This window comes from Actinoplanes awajinensis subsp. mycoplanecinus (genome assembly GCF_001509495.1).
In the GTDB taxonomy this organism is placed as follows: Bacteria; Actinomycetota; Actinomycetes; order Mycobacteriales; family Micromonosporaceae; genus Actinoplanes; species Actinoplanes palleronii.
Map to the genome: position 1 here is coordinate 33,644 of NZ_LLZH01000308.1, position 15,478 is coordinate 49,121.

8 protein-coding genes are annotated in these 15,478 nt (G+C 72.9%); 3 read left to right on the plus strand and 5 right to left on the minus strand.

Going from position 1 to position 15,478, the window contains the following annotated elements:
* Positions 1-4: 4 nt before the first annotated feature.
* From ADL15_RS38995 to ADL15_RS39010, 4 genes are read right to left on the minus strand one after another with little or no spacing between them, the layout of a single operon-like run.
* A complete protein-coding gene (locus tag ADL15_RS38995) occupies positions 5-6,022 on the minus strand; it encodes a DUF7507 domain-containing protein (protein WP_067702520.1) in 6,018 nt (2,005 codons plus the stop codon).
* A 48-nt stretch (positions 6,023-6,070) separates the two neighbouring features.
* Positions 6,071-7,294 carry a vWA domain-containing protein gene (locus ADL15_RS39000; RefSeq protein WP_067702523.1) on the minus strand — a complete coding sequence of 408 codons (1,224 nt, stop codon included), beginning with the start codon at positions 7,292-7,294 and terminating at the stop codon, positions 6,071-6,073.
* Entirely contained in the window at positions 7,291-8,463 is a 1,173-nt protein-coding gene (locus ADL15_RS39005; protein WP_067702526.1) for an AAA family ATPase, read from the minus strand. The genes ADL15_RS39000 and ADL15_RS39005 overlap by 4 nt, the downstream gene beginning before the upstream one ends.
* Positions 8,464-9,795, minus strand: coding sequence for a hypothetical protein (locus ADL15_RS39010; protein WP_157441874.1), 1,332 nt, complete (start codon positions 9,793-9,795; stop codon positions 8,464-8,466).
* Positions 9,796-9,914: 119 nt separating this feature from the next.
* On the opposite strand from ADL15_RS39010, the gene ADL15_RS39015 reads away from it, so the two are divergent.
* The 3 genes from ADL15_RS39015 (at position 9,915) to ADL15_RS39025 (ending at position 13,322) form a co-directional block, all read left to right on the plus strand.
* The gene (locus ADL15_RS39015; protein ID WP_083972301.1) at positions 9,915-12,191 is read left to right on the plus strand and encodes an FtsK/SpoIIIE domain-containing protein; all 2,277 of its coding nucleotides are present in this window, start codon (positions 9,915-9,917) and stop codon (positions 12,189-12,191) included.
* Positions 12,192-12,719: 528 nt separating this feature from the next.
* Positions 12,720-12,953 carry a helix-turn-helix transcriptional regulator gene (locus tag ADL15_RS39020; protein ID WP_338025605.1) on the plus strand — a complete coding sequence of 78 codons (234 nt, stop codon included), beginning with the start codon at positions 12,720-12,722 and terminating at the stop codon, positions 12,951-12,953.
* Between the two features lie 9 nt (positions 12,954-12,962).
* Positions 12,963-13,322 (plus strand): DUF2203 domain-containing protein, encoded by a 360-nt coding sequence (locus tag ADL15_RS39025; RefSeq protein WP_067702537.1) that lies wholly within the window; start codon positions 12,963-12,965, stop codon positions 13,320-13,322.
* Here the strand turns inward: ADL15_RS39025 and ADL15_RS39030 are convergent.
* Complete coding sequence (locus ADL15_RS39030) at positions 13,319-15,280, minus strand: sensor domain-containing diguanylate cyclase (protein WP_232344824.1); 1,962 nt, start codon at positions 15,278-15,280, stop codon at positions 13,319-13,321. The genes ADL15_RS39025 and ADL15_RS39030 overlap by 4 nt on opposite strands.
* Between the last annotated feature and the right edge of the window lie 198 nt (positions 15,281-15,478).

Sequence of the window (15,478 nt, forward strand, 5' to 3'; positions counted from 1 at the left end):
GCCGTTACCGGCCTTGCGACGGGCGGCGGCGGGTGGGGAGGCGGGTCAGGGTCAGCAGGGCGGCGCCGCCGATGATCAGGGACAGGCCGAGGAGCATCAGCACGGCCGACGCGCCGCCGGTCACCGGGACCGAGCCGCCGGGACCGGGGAGGGCCGGGTCTCCGGGGCGCTGCGGGACGGCCGGCTTGCCCGGTGGTTTGCGGGCCGGGACCGCGACCGTCGACGGCGCGTCCGCGGTCACGTCGGCGGCGGCCGGGTCGACCAGGTCCCCGGCGATGTGCGCCTCGAACGTGTGCTGACCTGCGGCGATCTGCCGGGTGGTGAGGTGGTAGGCGCTGGATCGGCAGGTCACCTTCGCGGTCGGGGCGATCCGGGTCGCGTCGCAGACCACCGCCGCGGGCAGGCCGGTGACCCGCAGGTTGATCAGGGTGACGTTGCCGGTGTTGGTGACCCGGATCGTGGAGACCACGGTGTCGTCCGGGCCGAGCCGTCCGTCACCGTCGGTGTCGGCCCAGACCGCGGTCTGTGCGCCGGTCACTTTCGGGTTCGGCGCCGCGAGCGGCACCGAGGTGCCGGCCGCGGTGGAGACGACCGTGCGGCCGGTGCCCGGCACGGTGCCTTTCGCGTACGCCTGGTCCGCGATCGGCACGTTCGCGTCCACATCGGCCTGCGTCACCCGGTAGGGGGTGCCGGCCGCGCACGTGGTCGACGCGCCCGGGGCCAGCCGGGTCCGCACGCAGCTCACCGCGACACCGCGCGCGTGATCGACGGTGATGTCGCCGACCGTCACGTTCCCGCGGTTGCGCACCGTGTACGCGTACCGGAGTAAATCGCCCACCGTCACCCCGACCGCAACCGCCGTAGCCCTGACCCGCGCGGCGGAGGCCGACGAGACCTGGGTGCTCATGGTGATCTCCAGGGCCGGATCGGCCGCCTCCACCGCCACGGTCCCGTGGAACGGCCCGAACGTGTGCACCCCGTCCGGCGCCCGCCCGGCCACCGTCACCGAGGTCGCGATCGGCTCACCCAGGTCCACGTCGTCCTGGGTGACCGTGTAACCGGAACTCCCCGCGCAGGTCATCGTCTCCCGCACGGCCAGGGTGCTCTTCGGGCACACCACACCCCCGGACGGCGTCACCTCGGTCATCGTCTGGTTCCCGTTGTTGACCAGCTCGTACGTCCAGCCGATCCGGTCACCCGCCACCGCGCCGGCCGCGTGCCCGCCCGGGTCGGCCGTCCCGATCACCCGGCCGTCGAGCGACGGCGCACCGACCACCACCGGCACCCAGGTCGGCACCGGCCCGAAGCTGCGGGTCGCCCCCACGCTCCCGGCCCGCCCGCTGACCGTCACGCTGCTCTCCAGCGGCCCGCCCAGGTCGATGTCCTGCTGGGTCACCCGGTACGCGCTGGTGCCACAGGTGATCGTCGCGGCCGGTCGGATACTGGCCACCGGGCAGGTCCCGGTACCGGTCCGGCTGTCGGTGACGGTCAGCCCGGACATGGTCAGGTTGCCGCTGTTCGTGATCTCGACGTCGAACGCGACCGTGTCGCCGGCTTCCACCGCCGCGCGGTGCCCGGCCGGCACCACCCTGGCCGGCCCGGCCGCGACGGTCAGCGTCCCGAGCCCGCCACCGACGGGTACGGTCACCGTGCTCGTGCCGTACGAAATCGTGCTGACCTGCCCCGGAGCGCGCCCGGACGCGCGAGCGGTGGCCGAGACCGGCGTGCCCGCGTCGAAGTCGTCCTGCGTGACGGCGTACGTCGGACCGCTCGCACAGCTCACCGACGCGGCGGGCGCGAGCGGGCCGGCCGGGCAGGACCCGCCCCCGGTCCTGGTGTCGGTGACCCCGACCGCCTGCATGGTCACGTTCCCGGCGTTCGTCACCTGGTACGTGTAGAAGATCCCGTCACCGGGCTGGACCCCACCGGCGTGCCCGGCCGGCACCACGTGGGCCGAACCGGTCACGGTGAGGTCCGGTACGGCGGCCACCACCGGCACCCCGGCCGACCCCACCACGCTGAACGGCTGGTGCCCGGGCGCGACGCTGAGCGCGTCCACGATCGCGTCGTTGTGCACCGGCCGCCCGGCGTCCACGTCGCCCTGAGTGACCAGGTGAGCGGTGGCCGCCGAGTGGCAGAACAGCGTGCCACCGGCCGCGATCACGGTCGGTGAGCAGGTGACCGTGGCGGCGAGCGAGTCGGTCACCGCGACCGAGGCGACACCGACGTTGCCGACGTTGCGGATCTCGTAGTGGTACCCGATGGTGTCACCCACCGCGACCGGCCCGGGTGTCGTGGTGGTGACGGTGACCTCCAGCGCGGGCACCCCCGCGGCGACCTGCACCCCGCCGCTGGGCACCACGAACGTCCCCGCCACGAGGCCGCCGTTGGGTGTCGCGGTGATGGTCGCGACGTCGGCGATCGGCGTGCCGGTGTCGATGTCGGCCTGCGTGACCAGGTATCCCGGCGCCGGCGAGTGCCCGCAGGTCATCGACATGTTGATCGCCAGGTCCGGCTGCGGGCAGGTGACCACGTTGCCCAGCGTGTCGGTGACCGTGACGCCGTCCATCTGCACGTTGCCGTTGTTGGTGATCGCGTAGCTGTAGGCGATCCGGTCACCGGCCGCGACCGCGTTCTGCCGGCTCGGGTTGCTGACCGTCGGGGTGATCACCGCGGTCAGCGAGGCCATCGGCAGGGCGAGCGACACACTCGTGCTGAGCTGGGCATACGTGGCGGGCAGCACGGTCGCGGTGTTCAGCGCCTGCGCGGTCACCGTGTCGGTGATCGGCATGGTGGCGACCACGTCGGCCGAGGTGACCGTGTGCGTGGCGGCGCCGGAGCAGGTCGTCGAGGCGTTCACCGCGAGCGTGGTGGCCAGGCAGGACGCCGTGCCGCTGCGGGTGCCGGTGAGCGTCATCGTGGTCATCGGCAGGTTGCCGGTGTTCGTCACCTGATAGCTGTACGTGATGACCGCGCCGACCGGGGCGGGCACCGGCGTCGACACCGTGCTCGTCGACTGGATGTCCAGCGCGGGCGCGGCCGCGACGGCGGTGACCGTGGCCGTGTCGGTGTTGTCGGCCGGATCCGGGTCGGTGCCGTCGGCCGCCACGACCCGGGTGCTGTTGTTCAGCGTGCCGGTGCCCAGCGCCGTGCCGACCAGGTTCAGCACCGCGTCCGCCGCCGGAGTCGGCGCCAGCCGCTGGAGGGTCCAGGCCCGGGTGTTCGGGTCGTAACCGCCGTCGGCGCTGGTGCCGGACGCGATGCTCAGGCCGGTGTCCGGGTCCTCGCGCAGCACCACACTCGTCGCGTCGGACGGCCCGAGGTTGCGCACGGTGACCCGGAACCGGACCTCCTCGGTCTGCACCATGCTGGCCGCGCTCGTCACGATCTTGGTGACCCGCAGGTCGGCGTGCTGCTCGACGGTGCTCGTGGTGGTCACGCTGTTGTTCGACGCGTCCGGGTCGACGGTGCTCGCCGACACGGTGGCGGTCCGGGCGAAGGTCGGTCCGGCGTACCCGGCCGGCAGCGGCACCGCGCCGAAACTGATCGTCCAGGTGCTCGACGTGGCCAGGGTCGGCCGGTTGCAGACGAAGCTGCCGCCGTCCGGGGTGATCGTGCCGGGGCTGCCGTTGCCCTGGAACGTGCAGACGGCACCGGTGGTGGTGACCACCGGGACCGTCGCACCGGCCAGCACCGCCTGGCGCAGCACCACACCCTCGGCGCGGGTCTGACCGTTGTTGACCACCGTGACCACGCCGGTGACGGTCTGCCCGGCGACCAGCGCGCTCGGGTCGGACGGGTTGGCCAGCGTCTGGGTGACGCCCAGGTCGGCGCGGAGCAGCACGGTGAAGCCGATGGTGTCGGTGTCGTTCGCCGGGTTGTTGTCGTAGGTCGGGGAGATCACCGTGGTGCTGGCGAACCCGGGCCCGGACGCGGCGGTCGCGGCGAGCGTGGCGGTGCCGGTCAGCACGATCGGATAGTTCGGTGGCAGGGCCGCGATCGTGCAGGCGTTCACCGTGCACTGCGGGCTGGAACGCACGATGGTCACGCCGGGCGGGACGACGGTGTTGAACGTGACGTTGCGGGCCAGGGCCGGACCGTTGTTGACCACGGTGAGCGTGTAGGTCACGGTGTCGCCGGCGTACGCGCTGAGCGCGCTGAGCGCGAGCTTCACGCTGACGTCGGCGGCCACCGTGCCGGTGGTCTGCACCGAGTAGTTGTTGTTCGCCGCGACCGGGTCGGGTGTGGTCGAGGTGACCGAGACCGCGTTGTTGACGTCGCCGGTGCCGCTCGGGTCGAGCCGCACGTCGATCTCGACGGTGACGGTGGCGCCGACGTTCAGGTCACCGATCTGGCACTCGACGATGCCGGTGCTGGTCGTCGCGCAGCTGCCGCCACCGCTGCTGAACCGGGCGGTCAGGTAGGTGGACGAGTTCGCGATCGCGTCGGAGAGGACCAGCGAGCGCGCCACCGACGGGCCGGTGTTGGTGATCGGGACGGTGTAGGTGACGGTCGCGCCGGCCACCCCGGCCGTGTTGGTCATGGTCACGCCGAGGTCGGCCAGGGTGGCCACCGCGCCGCTGACCGAGGCGGCGTTGTCCGCCTGGTTCACCTCGTACGTCGTGCTGGTCACCGCCGAGGTGAGGGTGGCCTGCGCGCCGGGGGTGGCCGCGGACAGCACGTCGCCGCTGACCACCATCACCGCTGTCGCGCCGGACGCCATCGACGGCAGGGTGCAGCGGGCGTTCAGGCCACCGGTCACCACGCAGGCGGCGCCGGTCAGGTTCGCGGTCACGTTCACGATGCCGGGCGGCACGACCGCGCTCACCTGGACACCGGTCGCGGTGCTCGGCCCGGCGTTGGTGACCGTCAGGTTCGTCGTGGCGGCCCGGCCGGCCATCACCCCGCCGGCCGCGATAACCGCGCTCAGCCGCAGGTCGGCGGCGGCGTTCACGGTGGTCACGACGGTGTTGCCGGTCGCGGTCGGCCGGTTGGTGCTGAGCGGATCCGTGTACGTCGCGGTGCCCTCGGTGCTCAGCGTGGTCTCGGCGGCCGCGGTGTTCACCCGTACCTGGTAGCTGAACGAGCGCGACTCGCCGACCGGGATCGTCCCACCGGCGCTCGACCCGGCGCCGGTGCCGGCCCGGACCCGGACCGTACGGGCCGACGCGTCGTACTCGCCGGTGTCGCTGTCGGCGCTGTCGCTGACCGCCGTGCTGCTGGCCCCGGTGATCGACCGGATCGAGCCGGGCACGAACGTGGTACCGGCCGGCAGCACGTCGCTGAGCAGCGCGAGCTTGGCAGGGTTGCCGCCACGGTTCTCCGCGCTGACCGTGTAGGTCAGCAGGTCACCCACGTTCGCCGTCGCCGCGCTGACCGTGGTGGTGCTGAACAGGCAGGCCTCGGTGCCGAACGAGATGCCGTCCAGGAAGTTGCCGTACGTCGGCTTGTTCTGCGCCGCTGAGATGGAGTCGAACGCGAACCGGGTCAGCGTCTGCCCGGCCGGCACCGTGTACGTGCCGGACCAGCTCCCCCACACCGCGCTGCCGTCCGAGATCAGCCCGCCGTTCTGCGGCAGCGTGGTGTTCGGCACGCCGATCTTCACGGCCATCACGTCGGTGCCGAGCCGGCCGCGGTGCTTGAGCTCCCAGCGCAGCGTCTGTCCGGGAGTGGTCGGCAGGTCCTGGTAGAGGGTGGAGACGTAGTTCGCGTTCAGCTCGACGAACTGCACCCCGGATCCGGCGTTGAAACCCTGCCGCACCTCGTGCCACAGCTCGAACACGTGGTCCGGCGCGCTCGTCTTCCACCCCGGCATGTCCGGTCCCTCGTTGATCAGCGACATCGAGTTGGCCGCGATGGCCGGCGCCTCGAAGTCGCCGTTGGCCAGCAGCACCGGGGCCGCGCAGGCGGTCTGCGCGGCCCGCACCGGCTCCTGCGGCCACGCCGCCGGGATCACCAGGCAGCCCACGAGCAGCAACAGCAACGGCACCAGCAGCAGGCGAAGTTCGCGACGCTTGACCACGTCCGCAATTTAATCGGCAATCCGCGCAAGATTCGCGTTTCGTATATATCAGCCGATCGTGACCGTCCGGGCCCAATCCGGTGGCCGCCGTAGCTCCACGTCCGACTTCTTCGGATCCCGGTAGAAGAGGCCCACCACGGTCCGGCACGGCGGCGGCGCCTCCGGCCACGGCGTCCAGCCGTCGGTCAGCGCCACGATCACGTCCGGTCTGGTCCGCAGCGCCTGAGCGAACCCGGCCCGCAGATCGGTGCCCCCGCCGCCGATCAGCGGGATGCCCTCGGCCTGGCACAGCGGGTGCGCCACCCCGGCCGCCGCGTCACACGAGACCACCCCGACCAGGTCGCGCCGCCCGCCGACCGCCCGGCCGATCGCGGCCACCTCCAGCAGGGCGGTGCCCAGCTCCTCGTCGCTCACCGAACCCGAGGTGTCGATCACGACGCAGACCCGGGGTGGGTTGCGGCGCAGGGCCGGCAGGATCACTCGCGGCAGGGCGGCGGCGCGGCGAGCCGGTCTTCCGTACGTGTAGTCGTCACCCGCACCGGCCGACGCGGACGCCGAGCGCACCGCCGCGCCCAGCAGCTCGCGCCACGGCTGCGGCGGGTGGAACGCCCGTTCCGCCCAGCGCTGCCAGCCCTTCGGCGCGGTGCCGGGCTGCCCGTCGATGGCCTGCGCCACCCGGTAGCGCACCGCGTCGCGCTCGTGCTCGCTCAGCCCGTGCGCGCCGTCCGGGCCGAGATCCCACACCCGGTCACCACCGTCCGCGCCGCTGCCGCAGTCCAGCCACGCGTACCCGTCGGTGAACCGGCCCAGCCCGAACCGCGGCAGGTAGTCCTCCATCAGCAGCCCGGCCGGCAACCGCAGCTGGTCGGGGTGCACCGCCCCGGACGGGTACGGCAGGCCGTCGCCGTACACGTCGTCGTTGATCTCGCAGTCCGCGGCGATGTTGAGCCGGAGCCGTTCGCCGACCCGGTTCAGGCCGTGCTTGTCGACGTACCGGTCGCCCCGGCCGTGGTGGTCGCGCAGCAGGTGGGAGACCTCGTGCACCCAGACCGCGGCCAGCTCGTCGAGCGGGGTGTGCGCGACGAACGCCGGCGAGACGTAACAGCGCCAGTGCCGGTCGACCGCCATCGTCGGCGTCCGTGGCGAGTCCACCACGTGCAGCGCGAACAGCGCCGACGCCAGGTAGGGCCGGGCCTTGGCGGCGTAGAGGCGCGCAGCGTAGAGCTTCTCGGTGTCGAGCTCTTTCCGTCCAAGATCAGCTTTTTCGGTCATCGGCCCGTTCCGGCGAGCTGCGCCACATTCATCGCGCCGGCCAGCCGTTCGAGCCCGGCCGGCAGCGGCCAGTCGTCGCGCCGCAACGCCGCCAGCTCACCGGCCGGCACCACGAGCAAATCCGGCGCGCCGCCGTCGAGCGCACGGACCAGCACGGCCCAGGCCGCCTCCCACCGCTCCCGGCCGCCGTTGTTCCGGACCGCTTCGACAACCCCGTCGAGTACGGCCTGACGAAGATCCCCGCGCTCCGGCAGCACCGCGTTGCCCGGGTCGGCCAGCAGCGCCTCCGGGTCGGGCAGGTCCATCCGGTCCAGCCCGGCCAGCAGCTCCAACCCGGGACCGTCCCCGACCACGCCACGGACCAGCATCGACAGCACCTCGCGGGACGTGCCGGCGGCCGTACCGAACGCGATCAGCCGCACCGCCATCTCCCAGGTGCGCGGCGACGGCCAGGCCCCGCCGCGCTTGGTCTCCGACTGCGGCAGCTGGTGCACGAGCTTCGGCCGCGCGGTCAGCACCTCGCCGACCGCGCGCCGGGCGTACGCCACCGCGTCGACCAGCCGCGCGGGGTCGAGCCGGGGCAGCGCCGAGCGCGGCCACGTCCCGCCGAGCCCGCGCACCACCACCGCATGGTCATAGGTCCACTGCAGGTGCACGAACCGGTTCGCCAGGGGCGCGCTCAGCTCCCAGCCGTCGGCGGCCGACCCGCGCGGGTTGGCCGCCGCCACGATCCGTACCCCGGGCGGCAGGGTGAGCGCGCCGACCCGGCGTTCCAGCACCAGCCGCAGCAGGGCGGCCTGCACCGCGGGCGGCGCGGTCGACAGCTCGTCCAGGAAGAGCAGGCCCCGGCCGGCCTTGACCAGCCGGACCGCCCAGTCCGGCGGCGCCATCGGCACGCCGTGCACGGCCGGGTCGTCGCCGATCACCGGCAGGCCGGAGAAGTCGGTGGGCTCGTGCACGCTGGCGATCACCGTGGTCAGCGGGAGGTCCAGGGACGTGGCGAGCTGGGTGAGGGCGGCGGTCTTGCCGATGCCGGGCGCTCCCCAGAGCAGCACCGGGAGGTCGGCGGCGACGGCCAGGGTGAGGGCTTCGAGCTGGGTGTCCGGGCGCGGTTCGGTGGTGGTGGCGGAGAGCAGGGCGAGCAGGTCGGCAGCGATGTCGAGAGTCATTCAGCGGATCACCTTTGTCTTTGTCGGGGTTTTCGATGGGCTTGTCGGGATCTTTCGCCTGCGGGCGTGCTTGTCCGGGAATGGGCAGATCAAGCCGGCCCGGTACTGCTGGTAGGTGACGTGCCGCTGCTCGACCCGGGCGAGTTCGTCACGGAGCGGGCCGTCGCGCAGCACGGCGTCCGGACCGAGCAGCTCGGCGACCGCGGCCAGGGCGCCGGACAGGTCGCCGTGGTCGAGGCGGGCGCGGATGTCGACGAGGGTCTCCGGGCGCCGCGCCGCGCGGTCGATCGCCTGCAGGCAGGGCAGCGGGGTGCCGCCGAACGCCACCAGGATCTCCTCGCGGAGCAGCTCCACCGGGTCGTGATCGAGAGCGGACAGGACGCCGTCGCGCAGGGCGATGCGGTGCCGGTCGCCACGGCAGTCGACCAGGCGGAGCTGGTCGGGGCGGGGTGCGGTCGGGGGCGGAGCGCCGGGGGCCAGGGCCGCGGCGACCAGGGGGTGCAGCTGACCGGGTTCGATCAGGCCGGCGTGCAGGAGTTCGAGGTCGGGCGGGATCCAGGTGGCGGCGTCGGGGAGGACGAGCGCCTTGCCGGCGGCTGTGGTGCTCGGTGCTGTTCGGGCAGGTAGGAGGTGGGTGGTGCGGGCGTCCAGGCGTACCAGAACGGGGTCTGACGGCCGGCCCTCCGCCTGCCGCAAGAGATCCGCCTCCGCCTCCCACCGATGGGCGGCGCAGCCGTCCTCGTCTCCCGCCCCCGTGTCGGCCTTGTCGCCCTTGGTGGCCGCCCACGTGTCGGCCTTGTCGCCCTCGGTGGCCGGCCACGTTGCCGCGCCGGAGCGTTCGCGCAGCTCAGCGGCGTGGCGGGCGTCCCAGAGGTGGCGGTGCAGATCCAGGCGGAACCGACGGTGCGGTCGGGAGGCGCCGACCGCCGCGGAGCTGTCCCACAGCGCGAGGGTGATCCGCTGGTCGGCGTCGGCCCAGGCCGGCGCGGTGCGGGCGACCAGGTGCAGCCGCGGGCTGTAGCGGACCAGCGAGAGGGTCAGGCCGGGGCGCAGCAGACCGGTTCTGATCCGGGGCAGGTGCCAGCGCAGCAGGTCCGGGGCGAGGTGGAGCAGATCGGTGCGGATCTCGTCGGCCAGGGCACGGCCGTGCCGGTCGTCGAGGAAACGGGTGTTCAGATCCGGATCGACCCGGGCCGCGGCGCACGCGCCGGCCCAGTCACCGCCCTGCCGGCGCGCGGTGGCGGTTTTGATCATGGAGGGCGGCACGGCGTACTGCCGCACGTGGTGCCAGGCGAGGAGACGGGGGTGGTGGCCGTCCACGAGGGAGCGCATCAGCACTCACTTCGGGTGGACATGGCCCCCTCTCGGACGTGTGAGGTAAGCATCGCGAGGGAGCATAGCGGGTCGGCGCGGGCCCGGCATCCACAAATTTCTGTACTACCGTCCTCGATGTGCTTCCCTTTCCGCCCTCCGCTTCCCCGCCGGGTGCGTCCGATCGGCGGGACCGAAAGAGATCAGCGAGTGGGCGGCTGCGGGTCGTGATCGGCCACGCGCCGGACGGCGGGCCGGTCCACCTGGACCTGACCGAGGCGGCCGACGGCGGCATCGGGCCGCACGGCGTGGTCGCCGGCTCCGGCGCGGCCGAGCTGCTCCGGGCCCTCGTGCACGGTCTCGCCGCCGGACACTCCCCGGACGAGGTCACGTTCGTGCTGCTGGACGCGGAGTCCGGAGCGTTCGGCGCGCTGGACCGGCTGCCGCACACCGCGGTGCTGCTCGACGGCGCCCGCCCCGACCTGCTCCCCCGGCTGATCGAGGTCCTCGAGGGCGAACTGGCCCTCCGCAAACGCCTGCTGGTCGCGGCCGGCTGCTCCAGCCACCGCGAATACCTCCGGCTCACCGCGAACCACCCGCCGATGCCGGCCCTGGTCCTCGCCTGCCACGGCTTCCCGGCCCTGCTCGCCGGCCGCCCGGCCCTGCTCGACCTGTTCCGCCGGATCGGCTGGCTCGGCCGGGCCCGCGGCCTCCACCTGCTCCTCGCCGGCACGGAACTCACCGAGGCCGGCCTGCACGACCTGACCACGTACTTCGGCTACCGGATCGCCCTGCCCGGCGCCCCTGACCTGCTGCTCGGCTCCCCCGCCGCCAGATCCCTGCCACCCGGGCACGGCTTCCTCTCCAGCGGCCCCGGCGTCCTGTCCACCGATCCCGGCGTCCTGTCCACCGGTTCTGGTCTCCCTTCCGCCGGTCCCGGCTCGCACGCCGGCGCCGTAGGGCCGCTGCCGTTCCGCTTCGCCGACGCGCCCGGCAGCCTGCCCGCGCCGCTCACCACCGGCCCGCCGCCGACGCACCGCACCTGGCTGCCCCCGCTCGACGAGGCGCCCACCCTCGACGAGCTGGCCGGCCCGGTCGTGACCGATACCGATCAAACGCCGAGGTTCGCCGACCACACCCTGCACGGCGCCCTGCAGGTCCCGATCGCGATCCTCGACAAGCCCCGCGAACACCGCCGCGACATCATCTGGCTCCCGGCCGCCGGCAACGTCGCGATCGTCGGTGCTCCCGGTTCCGGCAGAACCACCCTCCTTCGTACGCTGATCCTGTCCCTGGCCCTGTCACACACCACCCCTGACGTCCGCATCCTGGCCCCGTCCTCGATCGCCGCCGACTACCGGCAGCTCCCCCTGGTCCACGGGGTCCTGGGCCCGCCCGCCGGCGCCGCGCAGCCTCGGCCTGGCGGGTCCGTCGGCTCGGTGCCCGGCGACCAGCAGCCTCCTCCGGCGCACGGCATCGCCGACGTGTCCACCGCGGCCGATGACGCGCGGCGCGATCTGTATGCCCTCCTCGACGACCCGCAGGGCGACACGGTGCTCATGATCGACGGCTGGGCGGAGTTCTGGGACGCCCGCCCCGACTGGCACGACCTGCTCCTGCAGATCGCCGAACGCGGCACCGCCCGTGGCCTCCACCTCGTCGCCACCGCCACGAGCTGGTCCGATTTCGATCCCCGCTTCGCGGAGCATTTCGCGTCCCGTCTGGAACTGCGCCTCACCGACCCGGCCGACTCCGCGATCGACCCCGCGGTCGCCGCCACCGTCCCGCCGGACCAGCCCGGCCGCGGCATCGTCCCGGCACCGGGCACCCCGGCCGGCGCCCTGCACTTCCTGGCCACCCGCCCCGAACTCGCCGCGACCCCGCACGCCGACCTGCTCGCCGCGCTCCGCACCGACCACTGCGCGGAATGCGGCTTCACCTATCGCAGCATCGCACCGGCCGAGGTGCCGTCCCGGCTCCGCACCACCGGTTCGCGGTTCGCCGCTGCCCTGCTCGCGGCCACCGACCTGCGCCGCCGCCCGGCCCCGGACGTCTGGTCAGCACTGGAATACACCTGCCACGTCCGCGACATGCTCCGCGCCCAGCGGGACCGGCTGGCCCTGGCCCTGGCCGTCGACAACCCGTCCTTCACCCCGATGGGCCGCGACGAACGCCCGGTCCGGGACGCCTACAACACTCAGGACCCGCACACCGTCCTGACCGAATTGGACCAGGCCGCCGAGGCTCTGGCGGCCGCTTTCGAGGCGCTGAGCCCGGCCGAGCTGGCCCGCACCGGAACCTACAACTGGCCCCGCCCTGCCACCCGAACCCTGCTCTGGATCGGCCGCCACACCCTCCACGAAACCGTCCACCACACCCTCGACATCACCCGCCAGTCCCCACCCCGCACTCCCTGAAGTCACCCGAACTCCCCACGCAGCGACCGGTCGCGGGTGCGTGTCGACTCACGGCGCGCTCCGCACCCAACGCTGCGTGGGGACTTTCGGCGCGGAACGCACCACAACTTCACACACAAGCTGTGACTGGCTGCTGCGTGGGGACTTTCGGCGCGCTCCGCACCACAACTTCACACACAAGCTGTGACCGGCCGCTGCGTGGGGACTTTCGGCGCGGAACGCACCACAACTTCACACACAAGCTGTGACTGGCTGCTGCGTGGGGACTTTCGGCTGGTGGATCGGGTGGGTGGGACACCGGCGAGGAGATCGTGCTGTTCGACTGCGAGCGGCCGATGCTGCTCAGTCCGTACCGAAAAAATGGGTGCCGTTTTCTCGCCTGCCGCGACGTGCCAGGGGGTCGGCGCCGAAGGCGGCGGTCATAGCCGCTTCCCTGGTCGCGATCAGCCCGTCCGGAACGTGACGATCCGGTCTCGAACGGACGACGGAGAGTCGCACGACAAGGTGTCGCATGACTATATTCAAGAGGTGTCGCGACATCTGATGGGAGCCGGCGAGATCGCCCGGCGGCTCGGGCTGAGCCGGCAGCGCATTCAGCAACTCGCCGAACGCGACGACTGGCCCGCGCCCTACGACGAGCTGGCCATGGGCCGGGTCTGGTTGATCGCCGACATCGAGGACTGGATCCGCCGGCAGCGCGTCGAGCAGCAGCCCGCACCGGACACCACCGCCGCGACGGGCGACGATCAACCGGATGGTTAACTGATCTCCATGGGGCTGTTCACGCTGCAGGAGGCACGGGCCGAGCTGGACCGGCTGCGACCCGTCCTGGAGCAGATCGTCGAGTTGCGGGCGGACATGGTCGAGCTGTCCGCGGCGCTGGTCCCGGGCGGCGAGCCGACCACGCTCGGCGGGCTGCCCGAGCGCAAGGGCGTCGAGGCGCGGCTCAACGAGCTGATGACCGTGGTGCAGGAGTCCGGGGCGGAGCTGAAGGGGATGGCGCCGCTGCTGATCGACTTCCCGGCGGATCTGGACGGCGCGCCGGTGCTGCTCTGCTGGCTCGAGGGCGAGGCCGAACTTGCCTGGTACCACCGCCCCGACCTGGGCATCGCCGGCCGCCGCCGTCTTTAGACCCCTATTTTGTACGGTGTGACAGCCGGCGTCAGCGCCCCGCGGACCAGGTTCCGTCCCGCGGACTTCGCGGCGTAGAGCGCGCTGTCGGCCCGCTCCAGCAGCTGCTCGTAGGTTTCCGCGCCGGTCCACACCGCGTACCCGATGCTGCAGGTCTCCGCGCCGGGGGTGGCCGTCCGCAGCCGATCCAGGATGACGACCGCGTCGGCGTCCCCGCAGTCGGGCAGCGCCACGACGAACTCCTCCCCGCCCCACCGGGCGATCAGGTCGCCGGCCCGCAGCTCACCCCGGAACGCTCCCGCGGCCGCGATCAGCAGATCGTCGCCGGCCAGGTGACCGTGCGTGTCGTTGTACCGCTTGAAGTGATCGAGGTCGATGATCGCCACGACCAGGGGGCGCTCGTCCGCCAGGGCCGCGCCGAACTGCTCGGTGAGGCGGGACTGCCAGGCCCGCCGGTTCGACAGCCCGGTCAGCGTGTCGGTGTACGCCATCTGCTCCAACCGGCGCAGCAGCCGCTCGTGGTCGAGGGCGAGCGCGGTCTCGTCGGCGAGCAACGCCACCGCCCGGGCGCGGACGTCACTGACCGAGGTGACCCGCTGGCGCCAGCCGACCACCAGGATCGCGACCGTCTCCCCGGCCACGATCACCGGCTGCCACAGCATGGACCGGCCCTTGACCAGCTTGATCAGTTGCGGTGACACCCGTGGGTCGTCGGCCGGGTCGGCGAGGAAGACCGGCTCGCAGGTGCGGTACACGTTCGCGATCATCGACGTGCCGTCCTTCGGCACCCGGGTGCCCAGCACCTGGGCGCCGACGCCGCCGGTGACCACCAGGTCGTACGGTTCGGGTTCGAGCAGGGTGATGAAGTCGGACTCGGCCAGCTCGTTGATCGCCGTGATGATCGTGTCGCGGGCGTCCTCGCCGGTGCGGATCCGCCGGGACGCCGCCGAGACCGCGGCCAGCAGCCGGTCGGATTCCCGGACGGCGCGTTCGGCGAGGTGCCGGTCGGTAATGTCGTGCAGGTGGACGAGCATCCACTCCTTGGCGTCGGCCGAGTCCGGCACCTCGGTACGGCCCACGGTCAGCCAGGCCCAGCGGATCTCGCCGTCCGGGCGCACGCACCGCAGCTGCCGCCCGACCGGGTCGATCTCGGCGGCCGGGTCGACGTAGGCATGGCTGCTCGCACCGACCAGCTCGTCGGCCGGCATCCCGACCAGCTCGCAGAACGCCGGGTTGACCGCGACGAACACACCGTGCTCGTCGGCGATCCCGACACCGGCCGGTGACGCGTGGAAGAGCTTCTCGAACCGCTGGAGCACCGTCGCCACCTGGTCACGGGCCACTTGCAGGTCCCGCTGCCGGCGCCGGGTCGCCTCGTGCAGGATGCAGCCGAGCAGCCCCGCCATCACCAGCTGCCCGGCGTAGAAGCCGAGTTCCGGCGTCCGCAACTGCTCCTGACTCGCGACCGCGACCACCCAGCCGGTGATGCCGAGCGCCCCGGCCCGCACCGCGGTCCGCCGCTCCGGGACCGCCCCGCCGATACCGAGCAGGGTGATCAGCAGCATCGTGGTGTGGTGCAGCTGCCCGGTCACCGCGACCTGGGCGACCGCGTCCAGGACCGGCAGGTAGGCCAGCTTCTCCCAGCCCCGCCCGGCCCCGGCCGCCCGCCGCCGCACCGCCCCGAACGCGGCCGCCGCGAACAGCAGTACCGCGATCACCCCGGCGAGCAGGGTGAGCACGACCCGCGCCGTTCCGGTCAGCATGAGGAAGTCGGTGACCATCAGCGCCACGAAGTAGGTGGCGAGCGCACCCCGCCGCCAGCGAGCGGTCGGCGCGTCATCCGGCCGCTCCCGCGGGCCGGTGGTCCGGGCTGCGGGTTCGCCGACGGCGGGCCGGGGAGCGGGCATGCCGGACTGGCCGCGGGTGTTGCCCGGGTCGTGGTGCCGGTCAGCGCTCAAGGGTTCCCTCCCTGCCGCTTTGTCTGTCGGCCACCACCACCCCGACTTGAGAAAACCGCTCCCGCCCAGCTCTGAGCGGCCCCTCCCCCACCCGCGCAACACCAGCCGCAGGCAAGCCGCGCCCCCGCTCCCTGGCTAGCCCTCAGAGGTGCCTCCCCACACCCGAGACACCTCTGAGCACCAGCCGGGAACAGGACG

What these genes read in the sequence shown, in the direction of transcription:
- ADL15_RS39010 (WP_157441874.1), bottom strand. Translation starts at nt 9,795, where the DNA reads ATGCGCTCCCTCGTGGACGGCCACCACCCCCGTCTCCTCGCCTGGCAC.
- ADL15_RS39000 (WP_067702523.1), bottom strand. Translation starts at nt 7,294, where the DNA reads ATGACCGAAAAAGCTGATCTTGGACGGAAAGAGCTCGACACCGAGAAG.
- ADL15_RS39025 (WP_067702537.1), top strand. Translation starts at nt 12,963, where the DNA reads ATGGGGCTGTTCACGCTGCAGGAGGCACGGGCCGAGCTGGACCGGCTG.
- ADL15_RS39005 (WP_067702526.1), bottom strand. Translation starts at nt 8,463, where the DNA reads ATGACTCTCGACATCGCTGCCGACCTGCTCGCCCTGCTCTCCGCCACC.